The sequence below is a fragment of the Pseudomonas sp. R1-15 genome (assembly GCF_051132085.1).
Taxonomy (GTDB): domain Bacteria; phylum Pseudomonadota; class Gammaproteobacteria; order Pseudomonadales; family Pseudomonadaceae; genus Aquipseudomonas.
The window spans coordinates 252,039-269,630 of the sequence record NZ_CP071660.1; the positions used below are offsets into that span (position 1 = coordinate 252,039).

Consider the following 17,592-nt stretch of genomic DNA (forward strand, 5'->3'; position numbering starts at 1 on the left):
TGAACCCGGGGCCAGCGCCCCGGGGTCCGAATTTTAAACCTTGGCCGCCTCAGCCGGTGCACGGTTATAAGCCAGCCAGATCAGCGCCAGGCCACCGATGATCATCGGCAGGCACAGCACCTGGCCCATGGTCAGCCAGTTCCACGCCAGATAGCCGAGCTGGGCGTCCGGTACGCGGACGAACTCGACGATGAAACGGAAGATCCCGTAGAACAGCGCAAACATGCCCGACACCGCCATGGTCGGCCGCGGCTTGCGCGAGAACAACCAGAGAATCAGGAACAGTGCCACGCCTTCCAGGGCGAACTGGTACAGCTGCGACGGGTGGCGCGGCAGTTGGGCCGGGTCGCTGAACGGCGGGAAGACCATCGCCCACGGCACGTCCGTCGGCTTGCCCCACAGCTCGGCGTTGATGAAATTGCCGATGCGCCCGGCGCCCAGGCCGATCGGCACCATCGGCGCGACGAAGTCCATCAGTTCGAAAAACGACTTGTTGTTGCGCTTGCCGAACCACAGCGCCGCCAGCATCACGCCGATGAAGCCCCCGTGGAACGACATGCCGCCCTTCCAGACTTCAAAGATCAGCGTCGGGTTGGCCAGGTAGGCGCTCAGGTCGTAGAACAGTACATAACCCAGGCGCCCGCCAACGATCACGCCCATGGACAGCCAGAACACCAGGTCCGAGAGCTTCTCTTTGTTCCAGGTCGGGTCAAACCGGTTGAGCCGGCGCGAGGCCAGCCACCAGGCACCGCCGATACCGATCAAGTACATGAGACCGTACCAGTGGATTTTCAGCGGGCCGATGGCCAGGGCAACCGGATCGATCTGCGGGTAAGGCAGCATTGATATTCCTCGTGAACGTCAAAAATACCCGGGCGAAGCTGCCACCTCGGGATTAAGCCAGGATTGCGTCAGAGCAGGAAACTCAAGCCCACACTGAACAACAAAGCGGCGAACAGCCGCTTGAGCAAGCGCGGCGACAGGCGATGGGCCAGTCGCGCGCCGAAACGGGCGAAGATCATGCTCGTCAGGGCGATGCCCAGCAGTGCCGGCAAATATACAAAACCGAGACTATGGGGGGGCAACAACGGATCCTGCCACCCCAGAATCATGAAACTTAACGCACTGACCAGGGCGATGGGCAGCCCGCAGGCCGACGAAGTCGCCACCGCTTGTTGCATCGGCACGCTGCGCCAGGTCAGGAACGGCACGGTCAGCGAACCGCCGCCGATACCGAAAATCGCCGAGGCCCAGCCGACAACCGTGCCGGCCAGGCCCAATCCGACCTTGCCCGGCACGGTACGGCTGGCCTTCGGCTTGAAATCCAGCGCCAGTTGCAGGGCAACGAGCATGGCGAATACGCCGATGATTTTTTGCAGATGCGGGCCGGAGATCGCTTCGGCGGTAATGGCGCCGAAACCGGCACCGATCAGGATCCCGACGGTCATCCAGGTAAAGATCTGCCAGCGCACCGCGCCTTTGCGGTGATGCTCGCGTACGGCATTTACCGAGGTAAAGATGATCGATGCCAGGGACGTACCGACAGCCAGGTGCGTCAACACCTGAGGGTCAAAACCCTGCAAGGTGAAACTGAACACCAGCACCGGGACGATGATCATCCCGCCGCCGACGCCGAATAGCCCGGCGAGTACACCGGCACAGGCGCCGAGCAGCAGATAAAGCAGGAATTCCACCAGCGTCGCCTCGACCATCGCAAACAAGAGCGGCATGGTAACGGATCGAGGGGCCTGGGCTCCACTGAAGGCGATGGATGCGTTGGTGATGTGTGGGTAAAGTAGGCACCACGAAAGCGGAGCTCGGATTTTTCACAGGACAACCTGATGTGCCTGATCGTATTTGCCTGGCGGCCCGGCCACGCCCAGCCGCTGATCGTGGCGGCCAACCGCGACGAGTTCTATGCGCGCCCGACGCTGCCACTGGCGCAGTGGCCTGACGCACCGCACGTGCATGCCGGTCGCGACCTGGAAGCGGGCGGCACCTGGCTCGGGGTCGGCGCCGGGGGCCGCTTTGCCGCGCTGACCAACATCCGCGATCCTGGCCAGCTCCCGGCGTTCAAGTCTCGCGGCGAGCTGGTGGCGCGGTTCCTGACCGGGAATCTGTCGATCGTCGATTATCTGAGCGAAGTCGTGCCGCGCGCCGGCGAGTACGGTGGCTTCAACCTGCTGCTGGGAGATGGTGCCGAACTGTGGCACTACAACGCACGCGATACACGTCCGCAGTTGTTGGCCGAAGGGATCTACGGATTGTCCAACGCCGGGTTGAACACGCCCTGGCCGAAATTGCTCAAGGCCCGGACGGCGTTGAGTGAGGTGCTGCATGACCCGCAACCCCAAGCGCTGCTGACGCTATTGAACGATCCGCAACCGGCCCCGGTGGCGGAGCTGCCGGACACCGGCGTGGGACTGTCCACGGAAATGCTGCTGTCGAGCGTGTTCATCGCCAGCCCGGCCTACGGGACGCGGGCGAGCACGGCGCTGATCGTTAATGCTGACGGGACGCGGCAGATGGTCGAGCGCAGTTTCGGGCCGCATGGGGGGCATTTGGGGGAGGTGGAGCTGCTCGTTTAATGCCGACGATAACCCCGTGGCGAGGGAGCTTGCTCCCGCTGGGCTACGAAGTAGCCCCAAAGCTTTTGGGCGGGCTTCGCCCGCCAGCGGGAGCAAGCTCCCTCGCCACAAATGCTCGCCGCGGGATCTAGAGGGTCTTGTTCGAAGCCGGGTTGATCATCCGCGCCAACCCGAGGTTTTTCAGCGCCAACTGCAAGGAGCTATGGATCACCTGCGGATTGTCGATGGTCATCAGCTCCGCCAGCAGCTCCTGGGCCTTGCTGAGGTTGATCTGGCGCAGCATCCATTTCACTTTCGGCAGGTTGGTGGCGTTCATCGACAGGCTGTCGAAGCCCATCGCCATCAGCAGCACCGCCGCCGCCGGGTCGCCAGCCATTTCGCCGCAGATGCTTACCGGCTTGCCCTCGGCATGGGCGTCGCGAACGACGTTCTGCAAGGCTTGCAGCACGGCCGGATGCAGGTAGTCGTAGAGGTCGGCCACCCGTGGGTTGTTGCGATCCACGGCCAGCAGGTACTGGGTCAGGTCGTTGGAGCCTACCGACAGGAAGTCCACCTGCCGCGCCAGTTCCTTGGTCTGGTACACCGCTGCCGGAATCTCGATCATCACGCCCACCGGCGGCATGGGTACGTCGGTGCCTTCGTCGCGCACCTCGCCCCAGGCCCGGTGGATCAGGTGCAGGGCTTCTTCCAGCTCATGGGTGCCAGAGATCATCGGCAACAGGATGCGCAGGTTGTTCAGGCCTTCGCTGGCCTTGAGCATGGCGCGGGCCTGGACCAGGAAGATTTCCGGATGGTCGAGCGTCACGCGGATCCCGCGCCAGCCGAGGAACGGGTTGTCTTCCTTGATCGGGAAGTAGGACAGCGATTTGTCGCCGCCGATGTCCAGGCTACGCATGGTCACCGGTTGCGGATGAAACGCGGACAATTGCTCGCGGTAGATCGCCAGCTGTTCCTTTTCGCTGGGGAAACGCTGGTTGATCATGAACGGCACTTCGGTGCGGTACAGGCCCACGCCCTCGGCGCCACGCTTCTGCGCCCGGGCCACATCGGCCAACAGGCCGGTGTTGACCCACAACGGCATGCGATGGCCATCGAGGGTTATGCACGGCAGGTCGCGCAGGGCATCCAGGCCCAGGGAGAGTTGCTTCTCTTCCTCCACCACATCGGCAAACTGCTTGCGCAACACGTCGCTGGGGTTGGTGTAGACCTCGCCGTGGTAGCCGTCGACGATCATCTGGATGCCGTCGACCTTGGAATACGGCAGGTCCACCAGGCCCATGACCGTGGGAATGCCCATGGCCCGGGCCAGGATCGCCACGTGGGAGTTGCCCGAGCCCAGTACCGAGACCAGGCCCGCCAGCTTGCCTTCCGGCACTTCGCCGAGCATCGCCGGGGTCAGCTCTTCGCTCACCAGGATAGTGTTGTCGGGGTAGACCAGGGTCTGCTGGCGCTCCTGCTGCAGGTAGGCGAGCAGGCGGCGACCGAGGTCCTTGACGTCGGAGGCGCGCTCGCGCAGGTAGGCGTCGTCCATCAGTTCGAAACGGTTGACGTGGTCGGTCACCACCTGGCGCAACGCGCCCTGGGCCCATTGGCCGGTCTTGATGACTGTGGTCACTTCGCTGCCCAGGGAGGCATCGTCAAGCATCATCAGGTAGACATCGAACAGCGCGCGCTCTTCAGGCCGCAGTTGCGTGGCCAGCTTGGCGGACAGGGCGCGCATGTCGGCCCGCACGCCCTCGATGGCGGTCTTGAACAAGCCCAGCTCGGCATTGATGTCGGCGATGGTCTTGTCCGGCACCACGTCGAGGTCGGCGGGTGGCAGCATGACCACCGCGGTGCCCACCGCCGCGCCCGGTGAACCCGGCACGCCGACGAACTTGGCTTCCTGGATGCCCTTGCCCTGGCGGCCCAGGCCGCTGATCGAGCCGGTGGCCTCGGCGTGGGCGATAACCCCGGCCAGTTGCGCGCTCATGGTCACGAGGAAGGCTTCTTCGCCCTCGTCGAACTGGCGGCGCTCTTTTTGCTGGATGACCAACACGCCGACGACGCGGCGGTGGTGAATGATCGGCGCGCCGAGGAACGATGCGTAGCGCTCTTCACCGGTCTCGGCAAAGTAGCGATAGCGCGGGTGATCGGCGGCGTTTTCCAGGTTCAGCGGTTCTTCCCGGGTACCGACCAGGCCGACCAGGCCTTCGTTGGGCGCCATGCTGACCTTGCCGATGGAGCGCTTGTTCAGGCCCTCGGTCGCCATCAGCACAAAACGGTTGGTCTCGGGGTCCAGCAGGTAGACCGAGCAGACCTGGCTGCCCATGGCCTCTTTGACGCGCAATACAATAATCCCCAACGCCGCCTTGAGATCCTTGGCGGAGTTAACTTCCTGGACGATCTTGCGCAGCGTATTGAGCATGGCTCGGGGTCGAACTCCGTCGTCAGTCGCGCGTCAGCAGGCGCGGGGCAAGCTCTTTGAGAGCGCGTCGATACACCTCGCGCTTGAATGTCACCACCTGGCCCAACGGATACCAATAACTGACCCAGCGCCAGCCATCGAATTCCGGTTTACCGGTCAAATCCATCCGCACCCGCTGCTCGTTGGAGATCAGGCGCAGGAGAAACCATTTCTGCTTCTGGCCGATACACAGCGGTTGGCTGTGCGTGCGGACCAGGCGTTGCGGCAAACGATAGCGCAACCAGCCTCGGGTGCAGGCGAGTATTTCGACATCCTCTCGCTCCAGCCCCACTTCTTCGTTCAACTCGCGGTACAAAGCCTCTTCCGGCGTCTCCTGGGGGTTGATCCCTCCCTGTGGAAACTGCCAGGCGTCTTGATTGATACGGCGAGCCCATAGCACCTGTCCGGCATCATTCGTAAGAATGATCCCCACATTGGGACGGAAACCATCGGGATCGATCACGGCAACAACCTCGCAAACGCATGTCGCCGCATTGTTCCACAAAGGTTGTGAAAGCAGCAACGAGGCTGCCCACCTTATGTGCACTCTTGTGAAAAGTCCGTATTCTGGGCGCCTTTCTCAAGAAATTTCAGCGAGTAACTGCAATGCGGCTGGCTTTATTCGACTTGGACAACACGCTGCTGGGCGGCGACAGCGATCACGCCTGGGGCGATTACCTCTGCGAGCGCGGGTTTCTGGATGCCGTCACCTACAAGGCGCGCAACGATGAGTTTTACCAGGACTACCTGGCCGGTAAGCTGGACAACGCCGCGTACCTGAATTTCTGCCTGGAAATCCTCGGCCGTACCGAGATGGAGGTGCTGGCGCAGTGGCATCTCGAGTACATGCGCGACTGCATCGAGCCGATCGTGCTGCCCCAAGCCATCGAATTGCTGAAGAAACACCGTGATGCCGGCGACAAGCTGGTGATCATCACCGCCACCAACCGCTTCGTCACCGCGCCGATTGCCGAGCGTCTGGGCGTCGAAACCCTGATTGCCACCGAGTGCGAAATGATCGACGGTCGCTACAGTGGGCGCAGCACCGACATCCCCTGTTTCCGCGAGGGCAAGGTGACCCGGCTGAACCGCTGGCTGGAAGAGACCGGGTATTCGCTGGACGACAGCTACTTCTATAGCGACTCGATGAACGACTTGCCGCTGTTGGAAGCAGTGACGCACCCGGTGGCGGTCGATCCGGATCCGAACCTGCGGGCCGAGGCCGAGAAACGCGGCTGGCCTGTGATCAGCCTGCGCGACTGACCTCTCACGCAGGCTTGGCCACCATCAGGTAGAAGATCACCATGAACGCGAGGAACGCCGGCCAGCCCAGCGCAAACCACCAGCGCATGTAGGTGCTGGCCTTGAGCGGCATGGGCGTGCCGTCCTGCAAGGCTTGCTCGGCCATTTTGTGCACGCGGATCTGCAACCAGACCACCGGCAGCCAGCAGGCGCCCGCCAGGCAATAAAGGCCGATGCTCCACATCAACCAGCTCTGTTGCAGTGGCCAGCCGGCCATATGCATCAGGGCCAGGCCGCTCAGCGGCTGGAACACGGCGGTAGTGGCCGTGAACGCCCAATCGGCGAAGACCAGATGCTTGAAGGTGACGGCAATGACTTCAAGCTTGCCGCTGCGCCAGGCCCGCAGCGCGTAGTAGGCGGACCCCGCGCCCAGGCCGAAGAGGATGGTCGAGGACAGGATGTGCAGGGTTTTCAGCAGCAGGTAAATGCTCATCGGCGCGGTTCAGTCCAAAGCAGCCATAAAGTCGCGACTATCAGCACCAGGTTCTTGGCGACAGCCGCATAAGGGTCAAACCAATAGTGCGGCAGGATAAAACTGATGCACAGCGTGTAGCCGAGCATCAATCCCAACTGCAATCGCAATGCCTGGCGGCGCCAGCGCTTGAATAGCATGCCCACGCCCAGCGCGCCGTCACACAGCGCGCCGGCGATTACCGCAAGCTTCGCCCAGGCGCCGTGGACACCGGCTTCGGCCATGATACGCAAGCCCCAATCGTAGCCGGGGCCGAGGCAGACGATGGCGGTTCCCAGCCAGATGATCGCCAGTACCGCGAGCATCAGCGGGCGGATCGCTCTGAGGCTGCTCTGGGCTGCGCTGGGCCAATCCTGCAAGCGGGTTTGTACGGGGGCGGCGTAATACCCGCAGATTGACGCGAGTGCCGCGGGGTCGGCCAGATTGTCCCGTTGTGCCAAGGCCAGGCTTTGCCTGTTCAATGCCCGCCAGCCGAACCGATCCCCAAGCCGGCTACCCGGTTCAGTCAACAGCGCAGGGGCCTTGATGTAGCGGGCCGGCGCCCAACCTTGGGCGGCGCGCAGATGATCGATGAGTCGGGCCAGCGTCATCGGCTCCGGTCCTACCAGCGGCAGCACCACCGACTCGGTCGGCCATTGCCGCAGCAGGGCGAGCACCGCGCCCACCAGGTCATCGACATGTACGGGCTGGATGCGCGCTTGAAGATTCAGCAAGGGAATCAACGGCCACGGAGAAAGGCCCTCCATCCAGCCGCTGCTCGCGCCGCCTGGTCCCACCACCAACGAGGGCCGCAGCACCACCGATACGCTGTCCAGCACGCAAAGATATTCGTCGGCCAAGCCTTTGCTCGCCAGGAACGGCACGTCCGATTGCGCACTCGCGCCCAGCGCGGAAATCTGCAGGATCCGGACACCGCGGCGCGCGGCCTGGTCGAACAACGCTCGCGCGCCCCGATCCTGGACCAGGCTCAGCGCCTCGGTGTCGACGCTGAGCAGGCCGGCCGCGTTGATCAGCAAATCGACGTCCAGGGGCAAGGCAAAGTGTTCAGGGTCGCCTGCCAGTACACCGAGATCCAGCTGCCGCCATTCAACCCCAGGCCAACCTGGCGCCTGGGGTTCACGACTGGTTGCGATGATCGAGTGACCAGCGCTGTGCAACGCTCGCAGCAGATGGCGCCCGATAAAACCGCCGCCTCCCACCAGTAGGATCTTCATGACCGTCCCTGTCGCTTAAATCGGCTTGGCACCCATCAGCGCGGCGATGGACAGGAAGCCGACGCCACCGATGATCGCCAATGCCAGGGTAAACCTGCTGCCGCCACCGCTGCCCAAGCGCAGACGATTGAGCCTTGCCAGCAACCAGCAAACGCAGAGCGTCGCCACCGTGTAGATCACGCTGGAGCCCAACAGCCAGCTTTGCCCCAACGGCCAGCCCACCAGGTGAGCCAGCCACCAGCCGGTGAACGGCATGCTCAGCATGCAGACCAGCATCACGCACCAGGCCAACAGCCAGGGACGCCGCAGCGTGCTGGCCGGTCCCTCGCTGCGTTTACGCCAGGCCAGGACGGCAAGGACTACACCGCAAGCCAGCAGCAGGACCGTGGCCGCGACGTGCAGGACTTTCAAGGTCAGCAGAGTTTCCATGGGATTTCCTTAAGGCCGATGTCCTTCAGCGTAGCCCTTCAACCAAGAAACAGCTGATAGGCCGGGTTATCGCTTTCATCCCAATACGGATAGCCGATTTCTTCCAGGGCGGCCGGTACCTGGTGGCGTTCATCGTGAGGCACTTGCAGCCCGGCGACCACGCGACCATCCGCCGCGCCATGGTTGCGGTAGTGGAACATCGAGATATTCCAGCGCCCGCCCAGCTTGTTGAGGAAGTTGAACAACGCGCCCGGACGCTCCGGGAACTCGAAACGCAGCACCACTTCGTCGATGACGTGGGCGGCGTGCCCGCCGACCATGTGGCGGATGTGCAGCTTGGCCAGCTCGTTGTCGGTCAAGTCCAGCACCGGAAAGCCTTGCTCGGTCAGGCTGGCGATCAACTTGCTGCGCGGATCGTTTTCCGGATGCGTCTGTACGCCGACGAAAATGTGCGCTTCGCTGCCGGTGTTGTAGCGGTAGTTGAATTCGGTGATCTGCCGTTTGCCGATGGCTTCGCAGAAGGCCTTGAAGCTGCCCGGCTGCTCAGGAATGGTCACGGCGATGATCGCCTCGCGCCCTTCGCCCAGCTCGGCGCGCTCGGCCACATGGCGCAAGCGATCGAAGTTGACGTTGGCGCCGGAATCGATGGCCACCAGGGTCTGACCGCTGATGCCCCGCGATTCGACGTACTTCTTGATCCCGGCCACGCCCAAGGCGCCGGCCGGTTCGGTGATCGAGCGGGTATCGTCGTAGATATCCTTTATGGCTGCGCAAATCTCGTCGGTGCTGACGGTGATCACTTCATCCACGTAGTGCTTGCAGATATCAAAGGTGTGCTGGCCGATCTGCGCCACGGCCACGCCGTCGGCGAACAGGCCGACGGTCGGCAATACCACGCGCTCACCGGCGGCCAGGGCCGCTTGCAGGCAATTGGAGTCATCAGGCTCGACGCCGATGATCCTGATCTCGGGGCGCAGGTATTTCACGTAGGCCGCGATCCCGGCAATCAGCCCGCCACCGCCCACCGGGACGAATATCGCATCGAGGCGCCCGGGGTGCTGGCGGAGGATCTCCATCGCCACGGTGCCCTGCCCGGCGATGGTATGAGGGTCGTCATAGGGATGGATATAGACGTAGCCCTTTTCGTCGACCAGCTTCAGCGAATACGCCAGCGCCTCGGGGAACGAGTCGCCATGCAACACCACTTTGCCGCCGCGGGAGCGTACGCCTTCGACCTTGATTTCCGGGGTGGTCTTGGGCATGACGATGGTGGCTTTGACGCCCAGCACCTTGGCTGCCAGCGCCAGGCCCTGGGCGTGGTTGCCGGCCGAGGCCGTGACTACGCCACGGGCGCGCTCTTCGTCGCTGAGTTGGGTCAGCTTGTTGTAGGCCCCGCGAATCTTGAACGAGAACACCGGCTGCAGGTCTTCACGCTTGAGCCAGACGTCATTGCCCAGCCGCTCGGAGAGCTGGCGAGCGGTCTGCAACGGGGTTTCAACGGCAACGTCATAAACGCGCGAGGTGAGGATCTTCTTGACGTACTGTTCGAGCATCGGAAAGCATCACTGAGCGGGTTGGGCAGGGCCAGGGAGTCTAACCCGGCTTTTGGCCGGGCGACCACACGAATTAAGGCAGCCGGCGCACACAAGTCCCCGTGGCGAGGGAGCTTGCTCCCGCTTGAGTGCGAAGCGCTCATCGCTTTTTCTGGGACCGCTACGCGATCCAGCGGGAGCAAGCTCCCTCGCCACGGTTGCTGCACGGTCCAGCGGGAGGAGGCTCCCTTGGCACGCTGGATCTGTGCCAAACAGGCAATGACCAAGGCTGCTCCGACGCCTATAATGCCGGCCTTTCGTTCCCTCTCGGCACCCTCGGAGCCCGCATGACCCAGGATCAACTCAAACAGGCCGTGGCCCAGGCCGCCGTCGACCTCATCCTCCCGAAGCTGGATGACAAGAGCATCGTCGGGGTCGGCACCGGCTCGACCGCCAATTGCTTCATTGACGCGCTGGCGCAGCACAAGGGTGCGTTCGATGGCGCGGTCGCCAGCTCCGAAGCCACCGCCGCGCGCCTCAAGGGCCATGGGATCCCGGTGTACGAGCTCAACACCGTGAGCGACCTGGAGTTCTACGTCGACGGCGCCGATGAAAGCGATGCGCACCTGAACCTGATCAAGGGCGGTGGAGCTGCATTGACCCGCGAGAAGATTGTCGCGGCAGTCGCCAAGACCTTCATCTGCATCGCCGACGCCAGCAAGCTGGTGCCGGTACTCGGCGCCTTCCCGCTGCCGGTGGAAGTTATCCCCATGGCCCGCAGCCACGTCGCCCGTCAGTTGGTGAAACTGGGCGGCGATCCGGTGTATCGCGAAGGTGTGCTGACCGACAACGGCAACATCATCCTCGACGTCCACAACCTGCAGATCACCAACCCGGTGGAGCTGGAACGCCAGATCAACGCCATTGTCGGCGTGGTCACCAACGGCTTGTTCGCCGCACGTCCGGCGGATGTGCTGTTGCTGGGGACTGCTGAAGGGGTGAAGACGCTGCGGGCTGAATAACCGATTTTTTGAGCGGTATCAGTCCCGGTGGGAGCGAGCCTGCTCGCGAAGCGGTCTGTCCGACACATCATGTGTTGTCTGGCATATCGCCTTCGCGAGCAGGCTCGCTCCCACATTGGATTTTCGGGGTCAGGGTGAGAGGTTCAAGGCTGCGCCTTCTTGAACACGTAAAACAGATTCGGCTCACTCACCACATACAGGTTGCCATCGTCATCCATGGCCAGGCCTTCAGCCTGGGGGACGGTTTTCTGCAGGCCGTGGCGGCCCTTGCTCAACGACAGCGTGCTCAACGGACGGCCGTTGATATCCAGCTCGATGATCAACCGCGACTCGTCGGACAGCGCCATCAGGTGACCGCTGCGCTCATCGTATTGCAGGCTTGAAAGGTCGCGCACAAAGAGCCCGGCGTCACGCTTGGGATTGTTGACGACGTGCACCGCATAGGATTTTTCCGGGTTGTGGTGGGGAAACCCGTGGACCTCGTAGATCAGCATCGGGTCGCGCTCCTTCGCCACGAATAGCCGCTTGCCCAGGGAGTCGTAGGCCAGCCCTTCGAAACCCTTGTTGCTGCTCATGTGCACCCCGAGCGAGATCTGCTCGGCTTCGGCCGCGTCCAGGAACCGGGTGTCGTCGTCCAGATGGATCTTGATCAGCCGTTGTTGGCGCTCGTCGGTGATGACATAGATGTTCTCGCTGATGAATTCCACCGCTTCCGAATCACCAAACCCGACCAGGGCTATGCGCCGCAAGATTTTGCCGTCCAGCGACAGCTCGATCAGCTCGGGATTCTTGTTGGTCACGGTGAACAGGGTCTTGCGGATCGGATCGAAGGTCAGCGCCGAAACGTCATCGTCCAACCCTTCGATCACCTGCGCCTCAAGCGCGACCTGGTACTGATCCAGTGCGATTGCCTGCTCGTTGACGGGGTGCCACAGGCTGCTCATGTTGAACCAGGCGCGTTCGAACAGGCGCAGGTACTGGCCCGCCGTGATCAGGGTGATCAGCACGATGGCCAGCAACAGCAGGAACAGTGGCTTGGGACGGACAAGTCGACGCATGTAGGAGGGCTCGGATAAAAACAGGTGGTTGGAAATACCACGACTGCCTGAACTGAAGCTTAATGGCCGCGTGCCACATCCTACACGATGGTGGGAAGTGTCTTACAAAGTCGCGCTGTCAGTGCTGTTTTTCGAAACGGTAGAACAGGTTCGGTTCACTGACGATGTAGAGGGTGCCGGCTTCATCGACAGTGACGCCTTCGGCGCGAGGGATCGTGTCCTTCAGGCCGTTGAAGCCGCCGAGCAGGGTCATGAAGCTGACCTGATCGCCTGCTTCGTCCAGTTCCAGCAATAAATGGGAGTCGGCCGATAGCACCAGCGTGTGGCCGGTGCGCGGGTCTACGGCCAGGGCGGACAGGTTGCGCAGGTCGAGTTCGTTGCTGACATGGATCTGCTTGTCGCCCTTGAGCAGCTGGCTCCCGTCGCTTTTCCAGGTGAACAATGCCGGTGGGCGCTCTTCGCCAAGGATCAGTTGCTGATTCTTCGGATCCCAGACGATGGCTTCGAATCCCTTGTTCTGGTTCTTCGACGTGCCCAGGTCATATTGGGGGAAGTCCTTGATGTTCAGCTCGCGGGTATTGGCATCAACCTGGACGATCGACAGCGTGTGCTTGCGTTCATCGGTGATGGCCAGCAGGCCGTTTTCCATGAACGCCACACCTTCAGGGTTGCCCCAGCCCACCAGCGGCATCTTGCGCAATACGTCACCCTGCAGGTTCAGCTCCACCAGGAACGGATTTTTGCCCATCACCGCGAAGAGGGTCTTGGTCTGTGGGCTATAGGTCAGGTCGGACGCTTCGTCGTCTTCCATTCCCGGGAGCGCCTTGGCGTCAATGACAGCGCGGTAGTCAGGCAGCCAGATGCTTTCCCGGCGCTCGGCCTGGCTCTGGAAGCGCTCCGACACCCAAAGCAGGCCCCGGTCATCCCAATGCATGGCGAATGCCAGGCCGTAAGCGCTGGCGCCCGCGATCAGCAGCCAGACATACCAGGGCAGGGCGAAGCGAGAGCGACGGGATGCTTTGGGGGTGGGCAGTGCTTGGGTCTTGGCCATCAGGGGACACGTTCCAGGGAATTCGGCTAGGGGCTGGCTGGCTCAGATGCCGCATTGCCCGGAATTATCCGGATGGCATGTGAAAAAAACGGTAAATGCGCAGTTGCCTTTCATACCCTGTGGGAGCGAGCCTGCTCGCGAAAGCGGTATATCAGTCGACATTAACCTGTCGGATACATCGCCATCGCGAGCAGGCTCGCTCCCACAGTGAGGTAAGGTGTCGTGTTTAACGAACACTGCTCTCGAAGCGGCTCGCGCCCGGCAGTTCCAGCACCAGTTCGTCACCGACGTTCAACGGTCCGACGCCGGCCGGCGTGCCGGTCAGGATCACGTCGCCGGCCTGCAGCGAGAAACAGCCGGCCATATACTGGATCATCGGCACGATGGGGTTGAGCATCAGGCTGCTGTTGCCGTCCTGGCGCACTTCGCCATTGATGACCAGGCGAACGGGGATGTCGGTCAGGTCGGCGAAGGTGTCCTTCGAGACGAACGGGGCGATCACCGCCGCGCCGTCGAAAGACTTGGCGACTTCCCAGGGCAGTCCCTTGCCCTTGAGCTCGGCCTGCTTGTCCCGCAGGGTCAGGTCCAGGGCCGGAGCGAAGCCGGAGATCGCGTCCAGCACTTCCTCAGCGCTGGGCCGGGTGGACAGCGGCTTGCCGATCAGCACGGCGATTTCCGCCTCGTAATGCACCGACCCGCGGTCGGTGGGAATGCTGAAACCGCCTTCCAGCGGCACCACGCAGCTGCCTGGCTTGATGAACAGCAACGGCTCGGTGGGCACCGGATTATCCAGTTCCTTTGCATGCTCGGCATAGTTGCGGCCAATGCACACCACTTTCCCGATCGGGAAATGAATACGCGTACCGTCGACATACTGGTGCTGATAGCTCATAACCGACTCCTGCCTTTGGATTTTCATCAGGTGTTTATAAGGGTCAAACCGCGAAGATCTTGCCCGGGTTCATGATGCCGTTGGGGTCAAAGACTGCCTTTACCGCTTTCATGTACTCGATCTCCACCGGCGAGCGACTGTAGGTCAGATAGTCGCGTTTGGTCATGCCCACGCCGTGCTCGGCGGAAATCGAGCCGTTGTACTTCTCGACGGTCTCGAACACCCATTTGTTCACCGTCGCGCACTTGGCGAAGAACTCATCCTTGCTCAGGTTTTCCGGCTTGAGGATGTTCAGGTGCAGGTTGCCGTCACCGATGTGGCCGAACCAGACGATTTCGAAGTCCGGGTAGTGTTCGCCGACGATTGCATCGATTTCCCGCAGGAATGCCGGTACCTTCGAGACGGTTACCGAGATGTCGTTCTTGTACGGCGTCCAGTGGGAGATGGTTTCGGAGATGTACTCGCGCAATTTCCACAGGTTCTGCAACTGGGTTTCGCTCTGGCTCATCACGCCGTCCAGCACCCAGCCTTGTTCGACGCAGTGCTCAAAGGTTTCCAGCGCGTGGTTGGCGACTTCTTCAGTGGTGGCCTCGAATTCCAGCAGGGCGTAGAACGGGCAGTCGGTCTCGAACGGCGCCGGCACGTCGCCGCGCCCGAGGACCTTGGCCAGGGCCTTGTCGGAGAAAAACTCGAATGCGGTCAGGTCCAGTTTGCCCTGGAAGGCATGCAGCACCGGCATGATCGAATCGAAATCCGGCGTGCCGAGCACCATCGCGGTGAGGTTTTTCGGCGCCCGATCCAGGCGCATGGTGGCTTCGACCACGAAGCCAAGCGTGCCCTCCGCGCCGATGAACAGCTGGCGCAAATCGTAGCCGGTGGCGTTCTTGATCAGGTCTTTGTTCAGCTCCAGCACGTCGCCCTTGCCGGTGACGACTTTCATGCCCGCCACCCAATTACGCGTCATGCCGTAGCGAATGACTTTGATCCCGCCGGCATTGGTCCCGATATTGCCGCCAATCTGGCTGGAACCGGCCGAAGCAAAATCCACCGGGTAGTACAGGCCATGTTCCTCGGCCTTGTTCTGCAGTTGTTCGGTGACCACGCCCGGCTGGCACACGGCGGTGCGGTCGGTCAGGTTCACGTCGAGAATCTGGTTCATGTAGTCGAAGGACACCACGACTTCGCCATTGGCCGCCACGGCCGCGGCGGACAGCCCGGTACGTCCGCCCGAGGGGACCAGCGCGACCTTGTGCGCATTGGCCCAGCGCACGATGGCCTGGACCTGTTCGATGGTCTTGGGAAAGACGATGGCCACCGGCGCCGGAGCGAAATGCTTGGTCCAATCCTTGCCGTAAGCATTCAGGGAGTCGGCATCGGTCAGGACCTTGCCAGGCTCAACCAGGGTCTTCAGCTCATCTATCACGGCAGGATTGGTCATCGACAGAACTCTCGAACAATTCATGGTCATCCTGAGAACGCTTCACGTCGCAGGAATGGGTGTTTGCGGGGGGCATATGCTAGCATACCGACCCCGCAGCGTAGTGCCCAACGGCTGTTCTGCGGCGACGGCTGTCATGCCGGTCGGGCCGGCCCAGGCTGCCCGATTCCCTGCCATTTTTCTCCGGGACACAGGTTTACGCAGATGAGCAAGACTTCTCTCGATAAGAGCAAGATCAAGTTCCTTCTTCTCGAAGGCGTCCACCAATCGGCTGTCGACGTCCTCAAGTCGGCGGGCTACACCAGCATCGAGTACATCACCAGTTCTCTGCCGGAAGCCCAGCTCAAGGAAAAGATCGCCGATGCTCACTTCATCGGTATTCGCTCCCGTACTCAACTGACCGAAGAGATCTTCGACCACGCCAAGAAACTGGTCGCGGTCGGCTGCTTCTGCATCGGCACCAACCAGGTTGACCTCAACGCGGCCCGTGAGCGCGGTATCGCGGTGTTCAACGCGCCGTACTCCAACACCCGTTCCGTTGCCGAGCTGGTGCTGGCCGAAGCGATCCTGCTGCTGCGCGGCATCCCCGAGAAAAACGCTTCCTGCCACCGTGGCGGCTGGATCAAGAGCGCGGCCAACTCCTTCGAAATCCGGGGCAAGAAGCTGGGTATCGTCGGCTACGGCTCGATCGGCACCCAGTTGTCGGTACTTGCCGAAGGCCTTGGCATGCAGGTGTTCTTCTATGACACCGTGACCAAGCTGCCACTGGGCAACGCCACCCAGGTCAACGACCTGCATGAATTGCTGGGCATGTCCGACATCGTCACTCTGCACGTACCGGAAACCCCGGCCACCCAGTGGATGATCGGCGAGAAGGAAATCCGTGCCATCAAGAAAGGCGGGATCCTGATCAACGCCGCGCGTGGCACCGTGGTCAAGCTCGACGCCCTGGCCGAAGCGATCAAGGACAAGCACCTGATCGGCGCTGCCATCGACGTGTTCCCGGTGGAGCCGCGCTCCAACGACGACATCTTCGAGAGCCCGCTGCGTGGCCTGGACAACGTGATCCTGACCCCGCACATCGGCGGGTCCACCGCTGAAGCCCAGGCCAACATCGGCCTGGAAGTGGCGGAAAAACTGGTCAAGTACAGCGACAACGGTACTTCGGTATCGTCGGTGAACTTCCCGGAAGTGGCCTTGCCCGCTCACCCTGGCAAGCACCGCCTGCTGCACATCCACGAGAACATCCCGGGTGTGATGAGCGAGATCAACAAGGTCTTCGCGGAAAACGGCATCAACATTTCCGGCCAGTTCCTGCAGACCAACGAGAAGGTCGGCTACGTCGTGATCGACGTCGATGCCGAATACTCCGACCTGGCGCAGGAGAAGCTGCAGCACATCAACGGCACCATTCGTTGCCGCGTGTTGTTCTAAGCAGGCTGGACTTGCAATATAAAACGGGAGCGCCGCAGGGGGCTCCCGTTTTTTTATCTGGCACAACCTGGAAACCCTGTGGGAGCGAGCTTGCTCGCGATCGCGGAGTGTCAGAAAAAGATCTATCGACTGAACCACCGCTATCGCGAGCAAGCTCGCTCCCACATTGGGCTGCGTTGTGTCAGTCGATACGGTGTTACTTCACATTTACCGTGATTTTCTCGGACACGATCGACGGGTCGAACGGCATATGGCCGCTGTCGCCCAGGATCAATTGCAAGGTGTGCTTGCCCGGGGCCAGTTTGATGGTGGCCTCGGTTTGTGCCTTGCCGAAGTGCATGTGGTGGGCGTCGGTCGGAATCGGCGCGCCTTCCTTCGGCACGTCGTCGACATCGATCAGCAAATGGTGATGGCCAGTGTTTTTGGTCACATCGCCCGCCGGAGCCAGGGCGATATCCTTGACGCCGAACTTGACCTTGAATTCCTGGCTGACGGTGGCGCCATCTTCCGGGGAAACGATGAACACTTCTGCACCCTTGGGGGCCGGGGTCGCCGCTGTTGCCAGCATCGAGGTGCCCAACAACAGGCCAGCCAACGCGGCACGAGACATAAAGCTTTTCATTTTTTTCTCCAGTTTTTCGATGAAATCCGCTGAGTCATGACAACTTCATGAACAATCGTTGTCGAAGCCTGCAACAACCATAGCAAAGCGAG

The 17,592-nt window shown here is 61.8% G+C and carries 17 protein-coding genes; 4 read left to right on the forward strand and 13 right to left on the reverse strand.

Going from position 1 to position 17,592, the window contains the following annotated elements; genetic code table 11:
• Positions 1-33: 33 nt before the first annotated feature.
• Both lgt and J3P97_RS01045 read right to left on the reverse strand, forming a co-directional pair.
• On the reverse strand, positions 34-843 hold the full coding sequence (gene lgt, locus J3P97_RS01040; protein ID WP_434673277.1) for a prolipoprotein diacylglyceryl transferase: 810 nt from the start codon (positions 841-843) through the stop codon (positions 34-36).
• 68 nt (positions 844-911) lie between these two features.
• On the reverse strand, positions 912-1,694 hold the full coding sequence (locus J3P97_RS01045) for a sulfite exporter TauE/SafE family protein (RefSeq protein WP_305501400.1): 783 nt from the start codon (positions 1,692-1,694) through the stop codon (positions 912-914).
• Positions 1,695-1,841: 147 nt separating this feature from the next.
• On the opposite strand from J3P97_RS01045, the gene J3P97_RS01050 reads away from it, so the two are divergent.
• A complete protein-coding gene (locus J3P97_RS01050; RefSeq protein WP_434673278.1) occupies positions 1,842-2,588 on the forward strand; it encodes an NRDE family protein in 747 nt (248 codons plus the stop codon).
• A 127-nt stretch (positions 2,589-2,715) separates the two neighbouring features.
• On the opposite strand, the gene ptsP is transcribed toward J3P97_RS01050, so the two are convergent.
• Both ptsP and J3P97_RS01060 read right to left on the reverse strand, forming a co-directional pair.
• Complete coding sequence (ptsP, locus tag J3P97_RS01055) at positions 2,716-4,995, reverse strand: phosphoenolpyruvate--protein phosphotransferase (protein WP_305497566.1); 2,280 nt, start codon at positions 4,993-4,995, stop codon at positions 2,716-2,718.
• Between the two features lie 22 nt (positions 4,996-5,017).
• Entirely contained in the window at positions 5,018-5,497 is a 480-nt protein-coding gene (locus tag J3P97_RS01060) for an RNA pyrophosphohydrolase (protein ID WP_003186867.1), read from the reverse strand.
• 143 nt (positions 5,498-5,640) lie between these two features.
• On the opposite strand from J3P97_RS01060, the gene J3P97_RS01065 reads away from it, so the two are divergent.
• On the forward strand, positions 5,641-6,297 hold the full coding sequence (locus tag J3P97_RS01065) for an HAD family hydrolase (protein ID WP_434570403.1): 657 nt from the start codon (positions 5,641-5,643) through the stop codon (positions 6,295-6,297).
• A 4-nt stretch (positions 6,298-6,301) separates the two neighbouring features.
• On the opposite strand, the gene J3P97_RS01070 is transcribed toward J3P97_RS01065, so the two are convergent.
• The 4 genes from J3P97_RS01070 to ilvA are packed head-to-tail and all read right to left on the reverse strand — an operon-like array spanning position 6,302 to position 10,004.
• A complete protein-coding gene (locus tag J3P97_RS01070) occupies positions 6,302-6,769 on the reverse strand; it encodes a DUF2269 family protein (protein ID WP_434673279.1) in 468 nt (155 codons plus the stop codon).
• Positions 6,766-8,022: an SDR family oxidoreductase gene (locus tag J3P97_RS01075; RefSeq protein WP_434673280.1), complete on the reverse strand. Its 1,257-nt coding sequence runs from the start codon at positions 8,020-8,022 to the stop codon at positions 6,766-6,768. Before J3P97_RS01075 ends, J3P97_RS01070 begins: the two co-directional genes overlap by 4 nt.
• A 15-nt stretch (positions 8,023-8,037) precedes the next feature.
• Positions 8,038-8,451 (reverse strand): DUF2269 family protein, encoded by a 414-nt coding sequence (locus J3P97_RS01080; RefSeq protein WP_434673281.1) that lies wholly within the window; start codon positions 8,449-8,451, stop codon positions 8,038-8,040.
• Positions 8,452-8,489: 38 nt separating this feature from the next.
• Positions 8,490-10,004: a threonine ammonia-lyase, biosynthetic gene (gene ilvA / locus J3P97_RS01085; RefSeq protein WP_434673282.1), complete on the reverse strand. Its 1,515-nt coding sequence runs from the start codon at positions 10,002-10,004 to the stop codon at positions 8,490-8,492.
• 326 nt (positions 10,005-10,330) lie between these two features.
• Here ilvA and rpiA point away from each other — a divergent pair, with 326 nt between their 5' ends.
• Positions 10,331-11,005, forward strand: a complete 675-nt coding sequence (gene rpiA, locus J3P97_RS01090) for a ribose-5-phosphate isomerase RpiA (RefSeq protein ID WP_434673283.1) — start codon at positions 10,331-10,333, stop codon at positions 11,003-11,005.
• A 143-nt stretch (positions 11,006-11,148) separates the two neighbouring features.
• Here the strand turns inward: rpiA and J3P97_RS01095 are convergent, their stop codons facing one another.
• The 4 genes from J3P97_RS01095 to J3P97_RS01110 all read right to left on the reverse strand — a co-directional run bounded on the left by J3P97_RS01095 (position 11,149) and on the right by J3P97_RS01110 (position 15,444).
• A complete protein-coding gene (locus tag J3P97_RS01095) occupies positions 11,149-12,063 on the reverse strand; it encodes an SdiA-regulated domain-containing protein (protein ID WP_434673284.1) in 915 nt (304 codons plus the stop codon).
• 118 nt (positions 12,064-12,181) lie between these two features.
• Positions 12,182-13,114 (reverse strand): SdiA-regulated domain-containing protein, encoded by a 933-nt coding sequence (locus J3P97_RS01100; protein ID WP_434673285.1) that lies wholly within the window; start codon positions 13,112-13,114, stop codon positions 12,182-12,184.
• A gap of 226 nt (positions 13,115-13,340) precedes the next feature.
• Positions 13,341-14,006: a fumarylacetoacetate hydrolase family protein gene (locus tag J3P97_RS01105; RefSeq protein WP_305497557.1), complete on the reverse strand. Its 666-nt coding sequence runs from the start codon at positions 14,004-14,006 to the stop codon at positions 13,341-13,343.
• A gap of 43 nt (positions 14,007-14,049) precedes the next feature.
• Positions 14,050-15,444 carry an FAD-binding oxidoreductase gene (locus tag J3P97_RS01110; RefSeq protein WP_434570389.1) on the reverse strand — a complete coding sequence of 465 codons (1,395 nt, stop codon included), beginning with the start codon at positions 15,442-15,444 and terminating at the stop codon, positions 14,050-14,052.
• A 204-nt stretch (positions 15,445-15,648) separates the two neighbouring features.
• On the opposite strand from J3P97_RS01110, the gene serA reads away from it, so the two are divergent.
• Entirely contained in the window at positions 15,649-16,878 is a 1,230-nt protein-coding gene (gene serA, locus J3P97_RS01115) for a phosphoglycerate dehydrogenase (RefSeq protein WP_039592617.1), read from the forward strand.
• 196 nt (positions 16,879-17,074) lie between these two features.
• On the opposite strand, the gene J3P97_RS01120 is transcribed toward serA, so the two are convergent.
• Positions 17,075-17,500 (reverse strand): DUF4399 domain-containing protein, encoded by a 426-nt coding sequence (locus J3P97_RS01120; RefSeq protein WP_434570387.1) that lies wholly within the window; start codon positions 17,498-17,500, stop codon positions 17,075-17,077.
• Positions 17,501-17,592 lie beyond the last annotated feature (92 nt).